The sequence below is a fragment of the Microbispora sp. KK1-11 genome, assembly GCF_006874435.1.
Lineage (GTDB): Bacteria > Actinomycetota > Actinomycetes > Streptosporangiales > Streptosporangiaceae > Microbispora > Microbispora catharanthi.
This window is the reverse complement of the sequence record NZ_VIRJ01000049.1, coordinates 18065-37834: the sequence shown is the minus strand read 5'-3', so window position 1 is coordinate 37834 and position 19770 is coordinate 18065. Positions and strand designations below refer to the sequence as shown.

Annotated in this window: 18 protein-coding genes and 1 pseudogene; 10 read left to right on the top strand and 9 right to left on the bottom strand. The window is 72.4% G+C overall.

Translation table 11 applies throughout. The features are described from left to right. Positions 1-142 (bottom strand): annotated as a pseudogene (locus FLW16_RS40580) (4-hydroxy-3-methylbut-2-en-1-yl diphosphate synthase); the annotation flags it as partial. A gap of 336 nt (positions 143-478) precedes the next feature. Between FLW16_RS40580 and FLW16_RS40575 the strand changes: the two are divergent. Next, positions 479-1612, top strand: coding sequence for a lytic polysaccharide monooxygenase (locus FLW16_RS40575; protein ID WP_221891542.1), 1134 nt, complete (start codon positions 479-481; stop codon positions 1610-1612). A gap of 52 nt (positions 1613-1664) precedes the next feature. Here the strand turns inward: FLW16_RS40575 and dxr are convergent, their stop codons facing one another. Further along, positions 1665-2852, bottom strand: a complete 1188-nt coding sequence (dxr, locus tag FLW16_RS40570) for a 1-deoxy-D-xylulose-5-phosphate reductoisomerase (protein WP_142566305.1) — start codon at positions 2850-2852, stop codon at positions 1665-1667. A gap of 243 nt (positions 2853-3095) precedes the next feature. Between dxr and FLW16_RS44255 the strand changes: the two genes are divergently transcribed. Beyond that, positions 3096-4235: a serine protease gene (locus tag FLW16_RS44255; RefSeq protein WP_185949817.1), complete on the top strand. Its 1140-nt coding sequence runs from the start codon at positions 3096-3098 to the stop codon at positions 4233-4235. Between the two features lie 51 nt (positions 4236-4286). Further along, positions 4287-5426 carry a serine protease gene (locus tag FLW16_RS45745; RefSeq protein WP_260616141.1) on the top strand — a complete coding sequence of 380 codons (1140 nt, stop codon included), beginning with the start codon at positions 4287-4289 and terminating at the stop codon, positions 5424-5426. Between the two features lie 16 nt (positions 5427-5442). On the opposite strand, the gene ppk2 is transcribed toward FLW16_RS45745, so the two are convergent. Together ppk2 and FLW16_RS40545 are read right to left on the bottom strand one after the other, a co-directional pair. Continuing rightward, positions 5443-6399, bottom strand: coding sequence for a polyphosphate kinase 2 (ppk2, locus tag FLW16_RS40550; protein ID WP_260616140.1), 957 nt, complete (start codon positions 6397-6399; stop codon positions 5443-5445). Between the two features lie 72 nt (positions 6400-6471). Continuing rightward, entirely contained in the window at positions 6472-7437 is a 966-nt protein-coding gene (locus FLW16_RS40545; protein WP_142566303.1) for an aldo/keto reductase, read from the bottom strand. A gap of 94 nt (positions 7438-7531) precedes the next feature. Here FLW16_RS40545 and FLW16_RS40540 point away from each other — a divergent pair, with 94 nt between their 5' ends. Next, the gene (locus FLW16_RS40540) at positions 7532-8098 is read left to right on the top strand and encodes a TetR/AcrR family transcriptional regulator (RefSeq protein ID WP_142566302.1); all 567 of its coding nucleotides are present in this window, start codon (positions 7532-7534) and stop codon (positions 8096-8098) included. Between the two features lie 25 nt (positions 8099-8123). On the opposite strand, the gene FLW16_RS40535 is transcribed toward FLW16_RS40540, so the two are convergent. Next, on the bottom strand, positions 8124-9215 hold the full coding sequence (locus FLW16_RS40535) for an ATP-binding protein (protein WP_142566301.1): 1092 nt from the start codon (positions 9213-9215) through the stop codon (positions 8124-8126). Next, on the bottom strand, positions 9212-9865 hold the full coding sequence (locus FLW16_RS40530) for a response regulator transcription factor (RefSeq protein WP_142566300.1): 654 nt from the start codon (positions 9863-9865) through the stop codon (positions 9212-9214). Before FLW16_RS40530 ends, FLW16_RS40535 begins: the two co-directional genes overlap by 4 nt. Before the next feature lie 87 nt (positions 9866-9952). Here FLW16_RS40530 and FLW16_RS40525 point away from each other — a divergent pair, with 87 nt between their 5' ends. Next, positions 9953-11287 (top strand): S41 family peptidase, encoded by a 1335-nt coding sequence (locus tag FLW16_RS40525; RefSeq protein ID WP_142566299.1) that lies wholly within the window; start codon positions 9953-9955, stop codon positions 11285-11287. Positions 11288-11370: 83 nt separating this feature from the next. On the opposite strand, the gene FLW16_RS40520 is transcribed toward FLW16_RS40525, so the two are convergent. Further along, the gene (locus tag FLW16_RS40520) at positions 11371-12816 is read right to left on the bottom strand and encodes an aldehyde dehydrogenase family protein (protein ID WP_142566298.1); all 1446 of its coding nucleotides are present in this window, start codon (positions 12814-12816) and stop codon (positions 11371-11373) included. A 218-nt stretch (positions 12817-13034) separates the two neighbouring features. Here FLW16_RS40520 and FLW16_RS40515 point away from each other — a divergent pair, with 218 nt between their 5' ends. Next, positions 13035-13664 carry a TetR/AcrR family transcriptional regulator gene (locus tag FLW16_RS40515; protein ID WP_142566297.1) on the top strand — a complete coding sequence of 210 codons (630 nt, stop codon included), beginning with the start codon at positions 13035-13037 and terminating at the stop codon, positions 13662-13664. A gap of 6 nt (positions 13665-13670) precedes the next feature. Here the strand turns inward: FLW16_RS40515 and FLW16_RS40510 are convergent, their stop codons facing one another. Next, positions 13671-15398, bottom strand: a complete 1728-nt coding sequence (locus FLW16_RS40510; RefSeq protein ID WP_260616139.1) for a PucR family transcriptional regulator — start codon at positions 15396-15398, stop codon at positions 13671-13673. 109 nt (positions 15399-15507) lie between these two features. Here FLW16_RS40510 and gabT point away from each other — a divergent pair, with 109 nt between their 5' ends. From gabT to FLW16_RS40495, 3 genes are all read left to right on the top strand, one after another. Continuing rightward, positions 15508-16857: a 4-aminobutyrate--2-oxoglutarate transaminase gene (gabT, locus tag FLW16_RS40505; RefSeq protein WP_142566295.1), complete on the top strand. Its 1350-nt coding sequence runs from the start codon at positions 15508-15510 to the stop codon at positions 16855-16857. Between the two features lie 170 nt (positions 16858-17027). Next, positions 17028-17276, top strand: coding sequence for a hypothetical protein (locus FLW16_RS40500; protein WP_079318901.1), 249 nt, complete (start codon positions 17028-17030; stop codon positions 17274-17276). A 141-nt stretch (positions 17277-17417) separates the two neighbouring features. After that, a complete protein-coding gene (locus tag FLW16_RS40495) occupies positions 17418-18512 on the top strand; it encodes a hypothetical protein (RefSeq protein ID WP_142566294.1) in 1095 nt (364 codons plus the stop codon). A 5-nt stretch (positions 18513-18517) separates the two neighbouring features. Here the strand turns inward: FLW16_RS40495 and FLW16_RS40490 are convergent, their stop codons facing one another. Then, on the bottom strand, positions 18518-19108 hold the full coding sequence (locus FLW16_RS40490) for a TetR/AcrR family transcriptional regulator (protein ID WP_142566293.1): 591 nt from the start codon (positions 19106-19108) through the stop codon (positions 18518-18520). An 89-nt stretch (positions 19109-19197) separates the two neighbouring features. On the opposite strand from FLW16_RS40490, the gene FLW16_RS40485 reads away from it, so the two are divergent. Further along, the gene (locus FLW16_RS40485) at positions 19198-19755 is read left to right on the top strand and encodes a hypothetical protein (RefSeq protein WP_142566292.1); all 558 of its coding nucleotides are present in this window, start codon (positions 19198-19200) and stop codon (positions 19753-19755) included. The last annotated feature ends 15 nt before the right edge of the window (positions 19756-19770 follow it).

The window sequence follows — 19770 nt, the reverse complement described above, 5'->3', positions numbered from 1 at the left end:
CGGTCAGCGTGGTGGTCATGGACTGCACCGAGACCGGCGCGTCCCCGCCGACGGGGACCGAGCCGACCATGATCTGACGTGACACCCGCCGCTTGGCGATCGGCTGGGTCCGTACGGCGGGAATCCCGAGATCAACAGACATTTCTGCACCTTGTTGTGATAGGCGACGCCCGATGGGGGCTCTCCCAGTCTAAGGAGTGCCGCGACGCCGGGCGGCCCGAAACCTTTTCACGAGGAATGAAGGTTTCATGACCCGCGGCTGAAGGAAGAGCCGCCACCTGCGAGGACGGGCGCGGTGGCCCTCACCCGGGTGGGCAGGCGGCGGAGGCCGACCTAGAGTCCGAATCGCGAGAGCGCTCTACGCACCACCTGGTCGGTAAGTCAAACGGCTGTCCCCCCGGGCCGACGTGCTCGCGCCGTCGGCGGTGCCGTGCTGCACCACGAGTGCGGCAGCCATGACCACGCGAAAGGGTAGCCCGTGGGTAGACCACGAAGAAAACTGTCGAAAGCGACGATCGGGCTGATCGCCGCAGCGCTGTCCGCCCTCGTCTCCGCCGTCGTGCTCGCCTCCCCGGCGTCCGCGCACGGCGCGCCGATGATGCCCGGCAGCCGCACCTACCTGTGCTGGAAGGACGGCACGACCTCAAGCGGAGCCATCCAGCCGAAGAACCCCGCCTGCGCGGCCGCGGTCGCCAAGGGCGGGACCAACGCTCTGTACAACTGGTTCGCCGTGCTCCGCTCGGACGGCGCGGGCCGGATGTCCGGCTTCATCCCGGACGGGCAGCTGTGCAGCGGCGGCGCCGTCGTCTACGACTTCAGCGGTTTCGACCTCGCCCGCGACGACTGGCCGGTCACCCACCTGACGTCCGGGGCGACCATCCAGTACAGGTACAACATGTGGGCGGCCCACCCTGGCACGTTCCGGTCGTACATCACCAAGGACTCCTGGAGCCCGACCCGGCCGCTGGCCTGGAGCGACCTGGAGTCGACCCCGTTCGACAGCGTCACCAACCCGCCGAGCGTCGGCTCGGTGGGCACCGAGGACGGCCACTACTACTGGAACGCCCGCCTGCCGTCGGGTAAGAGCGGCCGCCACATCATCTACACCGTGTGGCAGCGCTCGGACAGCAACGAGACGTTCTACAGCTGCTCCGACGTCGTCTTCGACGGCGGCAACGGCGAGGTGACCGGCGTCGGCACGGGCCCGAGCACCAGCCCGAGCCCCAACCCGCCCGTCTCCCCGTCCCCCGGCACCTCCCCCAACACCTCGCCGAGCCCGAGGGTCAGCCCCTCGGCGAGCCCGACCGCCGGCCCCGGCGGCTGCTCGGCGACCTACAAGGTCGTCAGCTCGTGGGGCGGCGGATTCCAGGGTGAGGTGACGGTCAAGGCCGGCTCCTCGTCCATCGGCGGCTGGACCGCCAGATGGACCCAGCCGAGCGGCGTCACGATCACGCAGGTCTGGAACGGCACGCTCAGCCAATCCGGCAGCGACGTCAGCGTGAAGAACGTGAGCTACAACGGCAGCCTGGGCGCCGGCGCATCGACCACGTTCGGCTTCCTGGCCAACGGGTCGAGCGGCAGCACCCCGACGCTGTCCTGCTCGGCGGCCTGACCCCGCGGCCAGTGGCGCGGCCCGCCTGACCCGGGTCGCGCCACTGGCTCGCCTAGCTCGTCAGTTCGGCCGCCCGCGCCCTCGCCCACGCGTCCGCCGCGAGGACCTCCTCGACGGACGCCGCCGGGCCGGGGGTGTGGGCGGCCACCACGCGTTCCACCGTGTCCACGATGCCGAGGAACGGCAGGGCGCCCTTCAGGAACGCCTCCACGCACACCTCGTTCGCCGCGTTGTAGACCGCCGGCGCCGTGCCGCCCAGGGCGCCCACGTGACGGGCCAGCGCGACCGACGGGAACGCCTCGTCGTCGAGCGGCTCGAAGGTCCAGGTGTGGGCGGTGGTCCAGTCGACCGCCCGGGCCGCGCCGGGCACCCGGTCGGGGTAGGCCAGCGCGAGCGAGATCGGCAGCCGCATGTCGGGCGGGCTCGCCTGCGCGATCGTCGAGCCGTCGGCGAACTCCACCATCGAGTGGATGATCGACTGCGGGTGGACCACCACTTCGATCCGGTCGAACCCGATGTCGAACAGCAGATGGGCCTCGATCACCTCCAGGCCCTTGTTGACGAGCGTCGCCGAGTTCACCGTGATGACCGGGCCCATGCTCCAGGTCGGGTGGTTCAGCGCCATCTCCGGGGTCACGTCCGTCAGCTCGGCCCGCTTCCTGCCCCGGAACGGCCCGCCGCTCGCCGTCACCACCAGCCGCCGTACGGCCGCAGGGTCGGCCCCGCCCGGACCTGCCGCCCACAGGCACTGGGCGAGCGCGGAGTGCTCGGAGTCCACGGGGATCATCTGCCCCGGCCCGGCCAGGCGCTTGACCAGTGGGCCACCCACGATCAGCGACTCCTTGTTGGCCAGCGCGAGCACCCGGCCCGCCTCCAGCGCGGCGAGCGTGGAGGTCAGTCCGAGGGCCCCGGTGATGCCGTTGAGCACGATGTCGCAGGGCGACGCCGCGACCTCCGCCACCCCCTCCGGGCCCGCCAGCACCCTCGCCCGCGCGCCCGCCGCCGACAGCGCCTCGCGCAGCGCCGGCACGGCCGCCGGGTCGGCGACCGCCACCGCCTCGACACCGAAGTCGGCCGCCTGCCTCGCCAGCAGGTCGACCCGGCCGCCACCCGCGGCGAGCGCGGTCACGCGGAACCGTCCGGGGGCGTTGGCGACGACGTCGAGAGCCTGGGTGCCGATGGAGCCGGTCGAACCCAGCACGACGACAGACCGGGGCTGCGGCAGGGATTGGGAGCTCATCCCCTCATTGTCTCCGAGACGGCCCGCGGGCCCGCAACGGCACGCGCCGCTACGCGGGACGGCCGGAGCCGAAGCGGGCCGCACTGCGCAGAGAGATGCAGGGGAGAAAGCAGCACATATATGCCCGGATCTGCCCATAACCGTATGGGCAGATTGCGAGAAATCCGGTTGAAGGCGTCGCTACCTTCCCGCGTCAGGACATCCCGACACGCCTCAGGCATCCCGACACGGAGGTAGCTAGGCATGCACCCCAAGGCACGACGTCTCGCCGTTCTCGCGGTCCCCGCCCTCGCCGCGGCGGGGGTGATGCTCCCCGCCGCACACGGCGCCGCGGCGACCGTGACGGGAACCGCCACGCGGTCGGCCGCCGCCGGCCCCCGGCCCGCCGTACACGAGGCGGCCGACACGGCGACGGAGCTGCGCACGGTCAAGAAGTTCTGGACCGTCGCGCGGATGGAGGCCGCGGAGCCGCTGGACGCCCCCGGCACCGGCGACCGGCACTTCGCGGCGGCCGGCTCCACGACCGGCTCCACGACCGGCTCCACGACGGGCTCCACGACGGGCTCGGCCGGCTCGGCGCCCGCCGACGCCTCCGCGGCGCGGCCCGCGACCGTCGCCCCCACCGCCGCGACCCTGACCGCCACCACCGGCACGGCCGCCGCCACGGCTCGCGTCTCCTCGCGGACCTCCGGCTCGTCCTGGACGGCGGGCGGAACGGTGGCGAAGACCACGGGGAGGGTGTTCTTCACGGTCACGGCCGGATCGGACGCCGGAAGGAACGCCTCCTGCTCGGGCACCGCCGTCACCAGCGCCAACAGGAGCGTGGTCATCACCGCGGGCCACTGCGTGAAGCTGAACGGCGCCTTCCACGCCAACTGGGTCTTCGTCCCGGGCTACGACCAGGGCAACAGGCCCAACGGCACCTGGCCGGCGACCACCCTGCTCACCACCGCGCAGTGGAACTCCGGCGAGAACATGAACTACGACGTCGCCGCCGCCGTCGTCGCGCCGCAGGGCGGCAAGAGCCTCACCGACGTCGTCGGCGGCCAGGGCGTCGCGTTCAACCAGCCGCGCGGGCGCCAGACGTACGCCTTCGGCTACCCCGCGGGCGGGCCGTACGACGGGTCGAGGCTGGTCTACTGCAGCGGGCGGACGTTCGACGACTACCTCAGCTCGCAGGACCAGGGGCTGAGCTGCGGCATGACCGGCGGCGCCAGCGGCGGCCCGTGGTTCGTCAACTTCAGCGAGAGCACCGGCGGCGGCATGCTCAACTCGGTGAACAGCTTCAAGTACAACTTCGCGTCCTACTGGATGTTCGGCCCCTACTTCGGCCCGGAGGCCGAAGCGGTCTACAACACGGCCCAGAACGCGGCCCTCACCTGATTCACCGAAAGTAACCACAAGAACACTTCTCGTGGTCCACACTCGGGAGCCATGACTCCGAGCCTCCCCTTGCTTGCCGTCACCGCCCTCGTCACCGGACTCCTGGGAGCCCCCGGCCGGGAGGTCTCCCCGGTGGGAGACGTCGTGGAGCACGTGGCCGGGCACGCCTCCGGGACCTACTGGACACCGCAGCGGATGGCGCGGGCGGTCCCGATCGGGCTGCTGGGGGGCCTGCGAAGGATCACGGCCGCCCGGCCGGGCGCCCAATCGGTGCTGCCGCCGGCCGTTCCCCCGGGGTCGGTGCTGCCGTCCGTTCCCCCGGGGTCGGTGCTGCCGTCCGTTCCCCCGGGGTCGGTGCTGCCGTCCGTCGCCAGGGCCGCCCTGCCGCCGGTCGCCGGAGCGGTACTCGCCCCCGGCCAGGCGGCGCGCCGGTCCACCGCAACGACCAGGACGACCCGGGCGAGCAGGACGGCCAGGACACGGCAGGCGGCGGCGATGCCCCCGGCGACGACGAGCGGCACGCGCTGGGCGGCGGGCGGCTCGGTGACGAGGACCACCGGCAGGGTCTTCCTCACGCTGAACGGGGTGGACTTCTCCTGCTCCGCCAGCGCCGTACGCAGCGCGAACAGGGATCTGGTCGTCACCGCGGGGCACTGCGTCAAGGACGGCGCCGGGGACTGGGCGGAGAACTGGACCTTCGTCCCCGGATACGACGAAGGGCGGCAGCCGTACGGCGCCTTCCCCGCACGGCGGATGTTCGTCGCCGGGCCCTGGTCGCGATCCGGGAACGACGACTACGACGTGGGCATGGTCGCCGTGGACGACCTGGACGGGCAGCACCTGACCGACCTGGTCGGCGGACAGCCCATCGCCTTCGACCCGCCCCGAAGCCGCCGGACCTACGGTTTCGGGTTCCCCGCCGACCCTCCGTACGACGGCGAGCGGCTGCTGTACTGCGCGGGCGTCCCCCACGGCGACCCGCAGGGGCAGACCCGCGACCAGGGCCTGCGCTGCGACCTCACGGCGGGGGCCAGCGGCGGGCCCTGGCTCAGCGGCTTCGACCCGGCCTCCGGCCGGGGCACGCTGACGTCCGTCAGCAGCTTCAAGTACAGCAACGACCACCGCACGATGTACGGCCCCTACTTCGGCTCCGCCGTACACGACCTGTTCCGCACCGCCGAGCGGGCATGACGAGCCGGCTGAGGGTTCAGAACGGCGACAACGGCTCGGCGTTGTCCTCGTCCACGATGTCGGCGGCGGACCGGACGATCAGGGGGTCGGGCTCGCCCACGACCGAGGCGTCCTTGTCGTCGTACTCGTACAGGGACAGGACGTAGCGCATCGCCTCCAGCCTGCCGCGCTTCTTGTCGTTGCTCTTGATGATCGTCCAGGGGGCGTCCTCGGTGTCGGTGTTGAGGAACATGTCCTCCTTGGCCCGGGTGTACTCGTCCCACAGGTCCAGCGAGGCGATGTCCATCGGCGACAGCTTCCACTGCCGCACGGGGTCCACCTGGCGGATGACGAACCGGGTGCGCTGCTCGGCCCGCGACACCGAGAACCACAGCTTGACCAGGCGGATGCCGTCGCGCACGAGCATCCGCTCGAACAGCGGCGCCTGGTACATGAACTCCATGTACTCCTCCGGAGTGCAGAAGCCCATGACCCGCTCGACTCCGGCCCGGTTGTACCAGGACCGGTCGAACAGCACGATCTCCCCCGCGGCCGGAAGGTGCTCGACGTACCGCTGGAAGTACCACTGGCCGCGCTCGCGCTCGCTGGGCTTCTCCAGCGCCACCACGGTCGCGCCGCGGGGGTTGAGGTGCTCCATGAAGCGCTTGATGGTGCCGCCCTTGCCGGCCGCGTCCCGCCCTTCGAACAGGATGACCAGGCGGCCGCCGGTGTCCTTCAGCCAGTACTGCAGCTTCAGCAGCTCGATCTGCAGCAGCCGCTTGTCCCGGTCGTACTCCTGCCGGGAGATGCGGTGGTCGTACGGGTAGTGCTCGCGCCAGGTGTCCACCGGGCCACCGTCGGCGCGTACGAGGACGGGATCGTCGTCATCGTCGTCCAGCACCTTCAGCCCCGGCGTATGGCGCAGCAGCTCGACCCCGTTGGGATGCTCCCCTACCTGCGGTGATACTTCCGGCATCTCAGGCGTCCCGTTCACTTGGCCAGCATGTCCGCGGACGTCCGCTGCCCCGCGCCGGGTGTCGTACACCCGGTGACCGCTGTTCGTCCCTCAACGGGAGATCTCGTCGAGACGGACGGCGACATCGGGCGGCAGATCGAGCCCGAGCCCGGCGAGGTTGCCGCGCAACTGGTCGAGCGTGCGGGGGCCGACGATGACCGAGGTCACCTCCGGCCTGCGCCGCACCCAGGCCAGCGCCACGGCCGCCGGGGCGACCCCGAGCCCCGCGGCGGCGTCGGCGACGTGCCCGGCGATCGCGAGGTTGGGCTCGTTCAGGAAGCCCTCTGCCCAGGCACGGGCCCGGGGCATGGGAGACGCCATGAGCCGGCCCAGCCGGGTGTCGGCCCCGGGGGTCTCGCCCCGGCGGTAGCGGCCGGTGAGCACGCCGCCACCGAGGGGCGACCAGACGAGCGTGCCGAGCCCGTGCCGCCGGCAGACGGGCAGGATCTCCGCCTCGATACTCCTGGCCACCAGCGAGTACTGCGGCTGGAGGCTGACGAACGGCGTCCCGCCCGCCCGCTGCGCGGCCCACTGGGCCTCCACGATCTGGGCGGCGGTGAAGTTCGAGCAGCCGATGTAGCGCACCTTGCCCGACCGTACGAATCCGTCCAGGGTCGCCATGGTCTCCTCGATCGGAGTCGAGTCGTCCCACTGGTGGCACTGGTAGAGGTCGACGTGGTCGGTCCCGAGCCGGCGCAGGCTGCCCTCCAGCGCCCTGGTGAGGTGGGCCCGGGACAGCCCGCGGTCGTTGGGGCCGGGCCCCTGCGGCAGGAACGCCTTGGTGGCGAGCACCACCGCGTCCCGCCTGCCCCGCACGGCCCGCCCGACGATCCGCTCCGCCTCGCCGCCGTTGTAGGCGTCGGCGGTGTCGACGACGTTCCCGCCCGCCTCCAGGAAGGCGTCCACGATGCGGGCGGCCTCCGTCTCGTCGCAGCTGCCGGGGGCGCCGAAGTTCATCGTGCCGAGGCACGCCGTGGAGACCCGCAGTCCCGAACGGCCGAGCGTGGCGTACTCCATCACGCGTCCTCCCGTAGTATCAGGAACACCTGTTCCGGTTGGTCGGGAACGATACGGAACACGTGTTCCGGCTGTCAACGCGACGAGGAGGACGATGACCGGCGAAGCCAGGCCCCTGCGCGCCGACGCGCAGCGCAACCGGGAGCGCATCCTGGAGGCGGCCGAGGCCGTGCTGGCCCGCGACGGGATGTCCGCGTCGGTGCGCGCGGTCGCCCGGGAGGCAGGGGTGGGGCTCGGCACGATCTACCGGCACTTCCCCACCCAGGAGGCGCTCTACCACGCGGTGATCGTCGACCGCACGCGACGGCTCCTGGCGGAGGCGGACAGGCCGTCGCCGGATCCGGGCACGGCCTTCTTCACGTTCCTGGAGCGGATCGTGGTGGACGCGGCCCAGAAGAAGACGGCCGCCGACCTGCTCGCCGGGGCCGGCGTCGACCCCAAGGCCGGGACGGCCGACGTCAGCCGCGACATGCGGCAGGCGATCGGGCGGCTGCTCACGGCCGCGCAGGAGGCGGGCGCGGTGCGGCCCGACCTCCGGATGCCCGAACTGCTGGCCCTGCTGTCCGGGGCGTGCCTGGCGGCCGAACGCGACCAGTGGAGCGACGGACTGCGCCGTCGCACGCTCGACGTCCTCTTCGACGGCCTGCGCCCCCGCCGCTGACCACACCCCTTGTTCATGGGACGGCTTATGGGACGACCGCCGGGAACGTCACGGCGACCTCGATGCCGCCACCGGGATTCGGGCGCGCCCCCACGGCGGCCCCGTGCGCCGTCGCGATCGAGGCGACGATCGACAGCCCGAGCCCCGCGCCCTGCCCTCGCGTCGTGTGCAGGCGCCGGAAGGGCGCGAAGAGGTCGCCGAAGCGTTCCGCCGGCACCTCGGGACCGGTGTTGCGGACCGTCAGCACGCCCCCGGCGAGCGTCACCTCGACGGCGCCGCCGGGGTGGTTGTAGCGCACGGCGTTGTCGACGAGGTTGGTGACGAGCCGGTTGAGCAGGACCGGGTCGCCGTGGACGGTGAACGGCTCGATCCGCGCCGTGACGGTCACCTCGCCGCGGTCCGCCTCCGCCAGGACCAGCCGTACGACCTCGTCCAGGGCCACCGGGCTGCGCCTCTCCAGGCCGTGCTCGGCCTGGGAGAGGACCAGCAGGGCGTCGATGAGGCCCTCGATGCGGTGGTTGTGGAGCAGGAGCTTGTCGCGGATCTCCCCGACGTCCTCTGGCAGGCCGATCTCGATCGCGGTCCGCTGCACGGCCAGCGGGGTCCGCAGTTCGTGGGACGCGTTCGCGATGAACCGGCGCTGCCCCTCGACGGAGCGCTCCAGCCGGTCGAGCATGGCGTCGAACGTGTCCGCCAGTTCCTTCAGCTCGTCCCGCGGCCCGCCGAGGGCGATCCGCTCGTGCAGGGTGGACAGGGACAGCCGCTGCGCGGTGGCGGTGATCCGGTGGAGAGGCCGCAGGATCCGTCCCGCGATCACCCATCCGACGACCACCGACACCAGGGTCAGGACCCCGATCGCCAGCGCGCTCACGTCCCACTGATAGTGGATCACGTCCCGCGCCAGCTCGGACAGCGGCGGGAGCCGCTCCACCTGCGATCCGGGGAGCGGGGCGGCCGGGGCCGCCGGGGCCTCTCCCATAGGACTCGGGGAAAAGCGCTCGATCCGCGAGTGCAGCGCCGTGCGCAACAGCGTGTTGACGATGACCAGCAGCACGACGGAGGTGAGCAGGAAGAGCCCCGAGTAGATCAGCGTGAGCCGTACGCGGACCGTCGTCACAGCAGGTACCCGGCACCGGGGACCGTCTGGATGCACGGCGGGTCGCCCAGCTTCGCGCGCAGGCGGCTGACCACGACCCGCACCACGGTCGTGAAGGGGTCGGCGTTCTCGTCCCACGCCTCCTCCAGGAGCCGCTCGGCGCTCACCACGGCGCCCTCCGCCCGCATCAGCACCTCCAGGACGGCGAACTCCTTGAGCGACAGATGCAGGTGCCGGCCATCTCTGGACGCCTGGAGCCGGTGCGTGTCGAGCACGATCCCGTGCCGGGCCAGCACCGGAGGCACCTGGTCCCGGCTGCGCCGCCCCAGCGCCCGCACCCGCGCGACCAGTTCGGTGAAGTCGAAGGGCTTGGGCAGGTAGTCGTCGGCTCCCATGCCGAGGCCGGCGACCCGCTCCGGCACCGACGACGCCGCCGTCATCATCAGGATCCGCGTGCGACTCCCGCGCGCCACCAGCTCGCGGCACACGAGGTCGCCGTGCAGCCCGGGCAGGTCGCGGTCCAGCACGAGGACGTCGTAGTCGCTGACCGCCAGCCGCTCGGCCGCGGCCGCGCCGTCGTACACGACGTCGACGGCCATGGCCTGGCGGCGCAGTCCCATCGCGACGAGGTCGGCCAGATCGCGCTCGTCTTCGGCCACGAGAACCCGCATGCCCCGTTCGTACCGCAGGCGGGGTAACAGCGGCGTTAACGGTGTCGTTCACGGCCGTGCAACCCGTCGGCGGCCACGCTGACCGGCATGATCAGAACTGTCTGCGCCGCCGTCCTGCTGACCGCCGGCACCCTGTCCGCTTCCCTCCCGGCCCCTGCCGCGCGGGCCGCCACGGACGGCGCGTGTGCCCGGATAACCGCGCCGCCGCCCGAGTCCGCGCCGCCGACGTCGGTGAACACGCTCCGGCAGGCGTACGAGTGCGTGCTGGACAACTACTACAGCGGGCCCGTGCTGGACTCGAAGGTCCTCCTGCGGGACGCCCTCGCCGCGTACACCCAGGAGCTGATGCGGCGCGGGGCCGACAAGGCCGGCCTTCGCCTGCCGGAGCTGACGGGGAACCGCGACGCCGACTGGGCCGCGTTCGCCGACATGATCGGCACCGGCGGCCCGGCGGCGCTGCACGCCGCGATCACCGGCATGGTCGCGGGGCTCCACGACGACCACGCCCGGGTGGAGAAGATCACTCCCCCGTCGGAGGACGGGCCGGTGGGGACGGGCATCGCCGGTCTGTCGGCCGCGCAGGGCCCACGATTGGACCCGGCCGCCCGGCCGCCCCTGTTCATCACCCGCGTCCTGCCCGGCAGCCCGGCGGACACGGCCGGCATCCGGCCCGGCGACATCATCGAGAAGGTCGACGGCATACCGGCGTTCATCGGGGACAAGGTGAACCAGAGCCTCATCGACGCGTTCGCCTCCGGCACCGTACGGCTCACCCTGAAGCGGCCCACGACGGGACGCGTCCGGACCGTGAAGCTCACGGAGGGTCCCCTCGAAGAGCAGGAGCGGGCGGTGACGTCGAAGACGCTCCCCGGCGGCGTCACCTACGTCAAGGTGCCCGGGTTCTTCCAGGGCGCGGCGGACCAGGTCATCGCCAAGCTGAAGGACACCACGAAGGCCGCGGTCATCGACGTGCGCGGCAACGGCGGCGGGTCGCCGCGCGAGGTGACGCGGCTGCTCGGCGCGTTCGCGCACGGCAAGGTCACGAGCTACTTCTGCCCGCTGAAGGGTGACTGCACGGCCAACCGCACCGACGACTCGGTCCCGCTGCTCGGGCTGCGCCTGGTCGTGCTCACCGACCGCGCGTGCGCCTCGGCCTGCGAGGACTTCAGCGGGGCAGTGAAGGACAACGGCCTGGGCGCCCTCGTCGGGACCCGGACCGCGGGGGCCGTCTCCGGGCCGGCCGAGGCGTACCTGCTCGACGACAACAGCGTGCTGCTGCTGCCCAAGGTCCGGCACCTCGGCCCCGCCCGGGAGCTCATCGACACCGTCGGCGTCCCGGTCGACCACTACGCCCCCATGACGGCCCTCGATCTGGCCAAGGGCCGCGACCCCGGCCTCGCCAAGGCGCTGAGTCTCCTCTGACGGCTCCTCTCTCAAGGCGAGGGGCCCGGGGGACGGTGGTCCCCCGGGCCCCTTCCGACGCCTGGTTCTACAGCGTGAGGGTTCTACAGCGTGAGGCCGGTGAGGACCATGACCTTCTCGTAGGTGAAGTCCTCCATCGCCGAACGCAGCCCCTCGCGGCCCACGCCCGACTCCTTGACCCCGCCGTACGGCATCTGGTCGGCCCGGTAGGACGGCACGTCGCCGATGACGACGCCGCCGACCTCGAGTTCGCGGTTGGCCCGGAAGGCGACGTCCAGGCTGCGGGTGAAGACCCCGGCCTGCAGGCCGTAGCGGGAGTCGTTGACCGCGGCGAACGCCTCGTCGACCGAGGCGACCCGCTGCACGATCATGACGGGCCCGAAGACCTCCTCGCAGGCCACCTTGGCGCCGGCGGGCACGTCGGCCAGCACGGTGGGGGCGACGGTCGCGCCGTCCCTGGTGCCGCCCGCCAGCAGGCGCGCCCCGGCCGAGACGGCCTCGTTGACCCAGCTCTCGACGCGAATCGCGGCGTCCTCGCTGACGAGGGGGCCGACCTGCGTCTTGTCGTCCGAGGGGTCGCCCGTCACGAGCGCGCCGACGGCGGCGACGAGCTTGTCGGTGAACGCGTCGGCGACCGCGTCCTCCACGATCACCCGCTGCACCGCGATGCAGCTCTGGCCGGCCTGGTAGTTGGAGAACAGCGCCACGCGGCTCGCGGCCCACTCAAGGTCGGCGTCGGCCAGCACGACCGCGGCGGCGTTGCCGCCGAGTTCCAGCGTGACGTGCTTGCGCGGCACCCTGTCCATGATCGAGTAGCCGACCGGGCCCGAGCCGGTGAAGGAGACGACCGGCAGCCGCGGGTCCTCCACGAGGGACGACGCACGGTCGTTGGGCACCGGCAGCACGGAGAACATGCCCTCCGGCAGGTCGGTCTCGGCCAGGATCTCGCCGAGGACGAGCGCCGACAGCGGGGTGGCGGGCGCGGGCTTGACCACGATGGGCGCGCCCACGGCGATGGCGGGAGCGACCTTGTGGGCCACCAGGTTGAGCGGGAAGTTGAACGGCGTGATCGCCAGCACCGGGCCGTACGGCACGCGCGAGACGTAGGCGAGCCGTCCCTGCGCGGCGGGCTCGGTGTCGAGCCGCTGCACCTCGCCGCTGAAGCGGCGGGCCTCCTCGGCGCCGAAGCGGAACGTCGAGATCGCGCGGCCCACCTCGCCGCGCGCCCAGAAGATCGGCTTGCCGTTCTCCTCGCTGATCAGGCGGGCGATCTCCTCGGCGCGCTCGGTCAGCCGCCGGGCCACGTGGGCCAGCGCCTCGGCGCGTACGTGGATGGGCAGCGCGGCGGCCTGCTTGCGCACGGCGTCCGCGGCGGCCACGGCCTGCTCGACCTGCTCGGGGGTCGGCACCGAGTGGACGCCGACGACACGGCCGTCGTGCGAATTGGTCACGGCCTGCTCGGCGTCTCCCGTCGCGGGGCGCCCGGCGAGCCAGAAGGGGCGGGGTTCGGAAGTGCGGCCTACGTCCATGTCTTCACGCTATGCCACCTGCTGGGAGCCGGTCGCTACTCCGGACGGGCCAATCACCGTCCCCCGCCGCGCCATCATGGACAACTTCTCAGATGTCACAGATGCGCGGCAATTTCATGATGTTTTCTGTTTCACTGCGGTTTGAAAGCCGAGCGGCATGGTTAAGTCATCATCCGGGTCTGTCGCGGGACCCCCAATATGAGAAGGGCTCGTCGCTGATGGGTACGCCGGCGCCGCTCGGTCTTCAGGGTGCCTACGCACGCGGCCATCGCAGCAACTACGACGAGCTGCGCACCCGTCTCCTCGACGTCGCCAACGACCTGCTCGCCAAGGCCGGGCCGGAGAGCCTCACCGTACGCAGGATCGCCGCCGAGGCCGGCTGCTCCACCCAGGTCATCTACACGATGTTCGGCAGCAAGGAAGGCCTCGCCGAGGCGCTCTACCTGGAGGGCTTCGAGCGGTTTCGGCGCAGGCTGGAGGCCGTGCCGCAGCGCAACGACCCTCTTGAGCACCTGAGCCTGCTCGGTCCCGCCTACCGGGAGGCGGCGCTGGCCGAACCCGGCTACTACAGCCTCATGTTCGAGCGGGCCATCCCCGGCTTCGTGCCGAGCGAGCGGGCCCGCACGCTCGCGAGGGCCGCGCTCAACATCGTCGACCGGGTGATCGCCGACTGCATCTCCGCCGGTCACCTCGTGCCGACCCAGCCCAGGAAGATCGCCGACGCGCTGTGGGCCGCGGCTCAGGGCGCGCTCAGCCTGGAACGTGCCGGGCATCTGCCCGACGGCAAGACGTACGAGATCGTCACCGACGCCGCCATCCGCGCGTTCCTCGCGCACCCCTCGGCCTGACCGGCGTCACAGGCACAGCGCGATCCACAGCTCGGCCCGGACCGCGGGATCGTCCAGATCACGCCCGAGCAGCTCGCTCACCCGCTTCATGCGATAGCGCAGCGTGTGCCGGTGCACGCCCAGGCGCTGCGCCGCGGCGTCCCAGTGGCCGTTGCTGGCCAGGTAGGCGCGCAGCGACTCGACCAGGTCGGCGCGCGAGCCGTACTCGCGGAGCGGCGCAAGGATCGCCGCCGCGAACGACGCGGCGGCGGCGGGATCGAGCAGCGACAGCAGCCCGCGCCCGGCGAGTTCGCTGAAGCGCGCCACGGGCGAGGCCGAGGCGAGCGCCCGCCGCGCCTGGTCGAGGGCCCGGTCGAGGGCGGTGGCGAGGGCCCTGTCGGAGGCGCGGTCGGAGGCGCGGTCGGAGGCGCGGTCGGGAGCGCGTTCGAAGGCACGATCGAGCCCGGTGACGGGATCCGGGCGGGACGCGCTTCGGGCCACCGTTCCGGCCGCGGGGAGTTCCGCGCGGCTTTCCATGCGACTTTCCATACGGTTGTCCACGCGGCCCTCGGAACGGGCGATCTCCACACCGGGCGCGCTGACGCCCACCCGGCCGTGCTGTGCGGCCAGCGCGACGGCCTGGTCGGCACACGCGTCCGGGGCCAGCACGACGAGCAGCCCTTCCCAGGGCGCGGTGAACGTCCCCATGCCCGCGAAGGCGCCCCGCGGGCCGGGCGCCGCGCCGGCCAGTGCCTCGGTCAGCCCGTCCGGATCGGAGGTGTCGCAGGCGAGGACCGTGATCGGCTCGCCCGGCAGCCGCATGCCCAGGGCCGCCAGCGTCTCCGCGGCCGCCCGCACCTCACCGGCCAGCAGCAGCCGGAGCACCGCCGACCGCACCTGCGCCGCCGCCGCCCGCTGCTCCCTGCCCTGTTCCAGCGCCAGCGTCAGCAGGGACCCGGCCGCGTTGACGACCGTGTGCGCGATGGGTGAGAACGGCCGCGTCGACCCCACCGCGAAGAATCCCCTCCGGCCCAGCGGCTGGACCACGACGTGCTCGTCCGGGGTGGACAGGGCGAGGCTCGCCAGGGACGGCGCGCTCCGCAGCCGGGCGATCTCGGGCTCCAGCGACCGGGCCGTCTCCCGCGCCCAGTCCCCCGCGGCGCCGCGCCTGTCACCCGGACCGGCATGCTTGCCATCGGCGCGACGGCCGGTCGCGTCGGCGGCGTGCCGTACGGCGCCCGCGGGGTCGAGCAGCAGCGCCCAGCCGCCGATCTCCCGGGCCAGCCGGTCCACCACCGCCACCGGCCCCTCCCGCTGGAGGGCGGCGCGGGTGAGCCTGCCCTGCGCGGCGAAGGCGCGGCTGATCTCCTCGTACTGCTCCCCCGCGAGCAGGTCGCTGACGGCCTTGCCGATCGCGATGAAGGGCGTGTCCCTCGGCACCTCGACCAGCGGCAGCCCGGCGGCCTCGGCCGCCTCGGCGAAGGCGGGCGGCACGGCGTCGTGGCTCAGCCCCACCCCGAACCCCAGCCCGGTGACTCCCCGGGCCACGAGCCGGGAGACGTACGGCACGGCGTCGCCGGCGGACAGGCGCATGCCGGTCGTGAGCACCAGTTCGCCGCCCTCGAGGAACGGCGTGGGGTCCTCCAGCTCGCTCACCGCGACCCAGCGGACGGGGCGGTCGAGGCCGTTCCGCCCGGCGAGAACCTCCAGGTGGAGCGGTACGATCGCGGTGATCCGGCGCAGCGTGGGTGCCACTGCTCTTTCCCCCCGAACACCCGGCTTGTCCTCACCGGCCAAAAGTACGCCTACATTCTGACATAGCGGCATATCGGCTGGTGGAGGCGGCGGCCGTACCGTCGGAGATATGAGCACTGCCACCACGCACGGCGGCCCGCAGCTCCCGCAGGAGCGCCGCCTCGTCACCGAGATCCCCGGCCCGCGGTCGCGCGAACTGTTCGCGCGCAAGCAGTCCGCCGTGCCTCCGGGCATCGGCACCACGCTGCCCGTCTTCGTGACCCACGCGGGCGGCGGTGTGATCGTCGACGCGGACGGCAACTCGCTGATCGACTTCGGTTCCGGCATCGCCGTGACCAACGTCGGCAACGCCGCCCCCCGGGTCGTCGAGCGCGTGCAGAAGCAGGTCGCCGACTTCACCCACACCTGTTTCATGGTCGCCCCGTACGAGTCGTACGTCGCGGTGTGCGAGAAGCTCAACGAGCTCACGCCCGGCGACCACGAGAAGCGGACGTTCCTGGTGAACAGCGGCGCGGAGGCCGTCGAGAACGCGGTCAAGGTCGCCCGCCACGCCACCGGACGGCAGGCGGTCGTCGTCTTCGACCACGGCTACCACGGCCGCACGCTGCTGACGATGTCGCTGACGGCCAAGAGCATGCCGTACAAGCACGGGTTCGGGCCGTTCGCGCCCGAGGTGTACCGGGTGCCGCTCGCCTACCCGTTCCGCTGGCCGACCGGCCCGGACAACTGCGCCGAGGAGGCCGCGGCCCAGGCGATCGACATGATCAACAAGCAGATCGGCGCGGAGAACGTCGCCGCGGTGCTCATCGAGCCGATCGCGGGCGAGGGCGGTTTCATCGAGCCGGCCCGCGGCTTCCTGCCGAAGATCGTGGAGTTCTGCCGCGCCAACGGCATCGTCTTCATCGCCGACGAGGTGCAAACGGGCTTCGCCCGCACCGGCACCATGTTCGCCTGCGAGGACGAGGGCATCGTCCCGGACATCATCACCACCGCCAAGGGCATCGCCGGCGGCCTTCCGCTGGCGGCCGTGACCGGCAGGGCCGACCTGCTCGACCACGTCCACAGCGGCGGTCTCGGCGGCACGTACGGCGGCAACCCGCTCGCCTGCGAGGCGGCCCTGGGCGTGCTGGAGACCATCGAGCAGGACAAGCTCGTCGAGCGCGCCCGGCACATCGGCGAGATCATGCTGCCCCGTCTGCGCGCCATCCAGGAGCACAACCCGATCGTCGGGGACGTGCGCGGGCGCGGCGCGATGATCGCCGTCGAGCTCGTGGTGCCGGGGACGAAGGAGCCCTACCCGGCCGCCGAGATCGCGCGCAGGTGCCACGAGCAGGGCCTGCTCGTGCTCACCGCGGGAACGTACGGCAACGTGCTGCGCTTCCTGCCGCCGCTGGTGATCCCGGACCACCTGCTCGAAGAGGGCCTCTCCATTCTGGAAAAGGCGCTCAACGTGGACTAGACGGTTTGAACAACATCAAAAGGGGCACCCGGTCTGTTCCAAGGTGTCCCTTTTGTTGTTGTACGGCTTGCGTTATGCCTCGATTTAACCATCGCTTGGCCCGACTCGCGCCGATCACGAAGGGTAACCGCGTTATAACGGTTCCGATAGGCGATCGAGGGGGGACTTTGATGGGCTGGAACCCGAACGGCGCCGAGCGGCTCATGCTGACGTTCGACCCTGCCGGCCTCACCACCACGCAGCGCGACGGCGACGCCTGCGTCGTCTGCCACAAGAAGTGGCCCCGCCCCCGGGTCAAGGTCGGCACACTGCCGGACAACGCCCCCGTCCACGCCTGCGACGACTGCGCCGAGGCCCTGCTGCCCGCCCCTGAGGGCAAGGTGCCGCTGCCCCGCCGCTCCCGGGCGGCCATGTCCTGACCACCCGTTTCACCCCGGCTCGGCTCGGCCGGCCCATGGCCGGCCTGCGGCGTACCCCATCCGCGGCGTCCGCCCCAGTGCCGGGTTGCTCCTGTTTTCGGGCCTTCCCTACCGAGATCATTGCGCCCAATAATGCGCAATGTGGACAAAATGCGCGGCGCGCTGCCGCTGACTCTGGCCGCGCCGGCCGCGGGATCGGCCGCGATCCACTTCGGCGTGATTCCCGGCCACTTCGCCGCGTCTCCCGGACACGGCGTGCTGTTCGCCGTCGCGGGATGCCTGCAACTGGCCTGGGCGGCGGCCCTGCTCCTCCGTCCCACGCAGGCGGTGGTGCTGGCCGGCGGGTTCGTCAACCTCGCCCTGGTCGTGATCTGGCTGGTCGGCAGGACGGCCGGGCTTCCTCTCGGCCCTGACGCGTGGACCCCCGTCCCCGGAGGCGCCCCCGAGGCGCTCGCGGCTCTCCTGGAGACGCTGCTCGCGGCGGCCGCGCCGGCCCTCGTCGCGTACGCGTCGGTCACGGACGACGACGGCGCCCGCTCCCACCGGCCGATCGGCATCCTCACCGGCCGGGGCTCAGCAGCGGGAGGTGCGGGCGCGGCCGTGGTCGCCTGCCTGGTCGCCGCCGCGGTCGGCGTCAGTTTCACCTCCTGGGGCACCGCGGCCTTCGACGAGATCCTGGTCGCGCGCCCCGCCACGGCCTCGCCGGGACCGCTCGCGGGACATCACCACCACGGGGCGGCACAGCCGCCGGTCACGGCGGCTGCCGAGGGGCCGCTCACCCCGGGCGCGGGCGTGGTGGCGGCCGACGCCGCGACGAGCGCGGCGCAGGCCCTGGCGGCGGCGGTACGGCGGGAGATCGCCGGTCGTCTGCCGACGGCGGCGGACGCGGAGCGGGCGGGCTACCGGGTCTGGACGGACAACGACGGCGTCCAGCAGCTCGCCAACCCCGCGCTGCTGCAGGACGGCCTGGTCCTCAACCCGGCACAGCCCGAGGTGCTGGTCTACCACGGGGGGAAGACCCTGCTGGGCGCGGTGTTCGTCATGCCGCCGGGCGCCCGGGGCCCGGCGATCGGCTCGCTCACACCGTGGCACTCCCACACCTGCCCCCTCTGCGACCCGCCGGGGGACGCCGACATGCTGCACGTGTGGCTGGTCGACTATCCGGGCGGCGGGTTCGCCGACATCTCGGGACCGGCCCTCCAGGCCGCGGTCGCGAAGCTTCCCCCTGCCTCGTGACGTCCTCAGGTCGCCAGATCCTCCAGATGGGCGGCCAGCACGGCGCTCACGCGGTCCGGCGGAATCGAATCCGGCCGGGCCAGGACGTGGATGGTCAGACCGTCGATGAGGGCGTGCAGCCGCGCCGCCTCGAACTCGGCGTCCCGACGGCCGGCGAGCTCCCCCTCCTCGGCGAGCGCGCGGACGGCCAGAGTCGCCGCCTCCCCCACGCCGTCGTCCGCACGGCGCAACCAGTCGCCGGCGGCCGGGTCGCCAGGGGTGAGCGCGGCCAGCTGCAGCCAGACCTCGGCCTCCGCGCGCCGCTCCGCGTCCATGGGCAGCAACTCCTCCATCAGGCGGCGTACGGCGACGCGGACGGGGCCGCGGAAGTCGGTGGTCTCGATACGCGCGCGGACCCGCGTGATGACGTGCTCCATCGCGAAGGCGAGCAGCTCCGCCTGGGTCGAGAAGTAGTGCCGCAGCGCGCTCGGTGACCAGCCGGCCTCCGCCGCGATGCTGCGCACCGTGGCGGCGCCCACACCGTCCCTGCGCACGACCCGCCACAGCGCCTCGGCGATCTCCTCCCGCCGCGCCTGGTGGTCCACGATCTTCGGCACAGCGCTCCTCCCGTCACGCACCCGCTCGATTTTTATAGCACAATGTGTGAAAACGGGATTGTAGCACGCTGTGCGAAAAAGGAGCCGCGATGCTGTTCGGACTGATCGTCGCCTGCGAGGTCGCGTTCTGGGTGCTGCTGGGCGCGGGGCTCGCCGTCCGTTATCTCCTGCGCAGGCGGCGACTCGGCGGCCTGCTGCTGCTCGCCGTCCCTCTGGTGGACCTGGTCCTCCTCGTCGCGAGCGTGGCCGACCTCCGTCACGGCGGGCGGGCGGAGTTCACGCACGGGCTGGCCGCGGCCTACCTCGGGTTCACCGTCGCCTTCGGGCACGACATGGTGCGCTGGGCCGACGTCAGGTTCGCCCACCGCTACGCCGGAGGGCCGCCGCCGGACCGGCGCAAGCGTTACGGCAGGGAGCGGGCCCGGTACGAATGGCGCGCCTGGGGCAAGGGCATGATCGGCTGGGCCGTCGCCTGCGGCCTGCTGCTGGCCGGTGTCGTGGTCATCGGCGACCTCGAACGCGGGGCGGCGCTCCTGGCGTGGGCCGGTCGCCTGACGTTCGCCATGGTGGTCTGGCTGGTGTTCTGGCCGCTCGCCTGCACCCTCTTCCCCACGCGTGCACCGCACGGCGCCGGCGGACAGAGCTGAGCGGGGATTCGATCC

What these genes read in the sequence shown, in the direction of transcription:
- gabT (WP_142566295.1), top strand. Translation starts at nt 15,508, where the DNA reads ATGAGCACTGCCACCACGCACGGCGGCCCGCAGCTCCCGCAGGAGCGC.
- FLW16_RS40520 (WP_142566298.1), bottom strand. Translation starts at nt 12,816, where the DNA reads ATGGACGTAGGCCGCACTTCCGAACCCCGCCCCTTCTGGCTCGCCGGG.
- FLW16_RS40500 (WP_079318901.1), top strand. Translation starts at nt 17,028, where the DNA reads ATGGGCTGGAACCCGAACGGCGCCGAGCGGCTCATGCTGACGTTCGAC.
- FLW16_RS44255 (WP_185949817.1), top strand. Translation starts at nt 3,096, where the DNA reads ATGCACCCCAAGGCACGACGTCTCGCCGTTCTCGCGGTCCCCGCCCTC.
- FLW16_RS40485 (WP_142566292.1), top strand. Translation starts at nt 19,198, where the DNA reads ATGCTGTTCGGACTGATCGTCGCCTGCGAGGTCGCGTTCTGGGTGCTG.
- FLW16_RS40515 (WP_142566297.1), top strand. Translation starts at nt 13,035, where the DNA reads ATGGGTACGCCGGCGCCGCTCGGTCTTCAGGGTGCCTACGCACGCGGC.
- FLW16_RS40540 (WP_142566302.1), top strand. Translation starts at nt 7,532, where the DNA reads ATGACCGGCGAAGCCAGGCCCCTGCGCGCCGACGCGCAGCGCAACCGG.
- FLW16_RS45745 (WP_260616141.1), top strand. Translation starts at nt 4,287, where the DNA reads ATGACTCCGAGCCTCCCCTTGCTTGCCGTCACCGCCCTCGTCACCGGA.
- FLW16_RS40525 (WP_142566299.1), top strand. Translation starts at nt 9,953, where the DNA reads ATGATCAGAACTGTCTGCGCCGCCGTCCTGCTGACCGCCGGCACCCTG.
- dxr (WP_142566305.1), bottom strand. Translation starts at nt 2,852, where the DNA reads ATGAGCTCCCAATCCCTGCCGCAGCCCCGGTCTGTCGTCGTGCTGGGT.
- FLW16_RS40530 (WP_142566300.1), bottom strand. Translation starts at nt 9,865, where the DNA reads ATGCGGGTTCTCGTGGCCGAAGACGAGCGCGATCTGGCCGACCTCGTC.
- FLW16_RS40545 (WP_142566303.1), bottom strand. Translation starts at nt 7,437, where the DNA reads ATGGAGTACGCCACGCTCGGCCGTTCGGGACTGCGGGTCTCCACGGCG.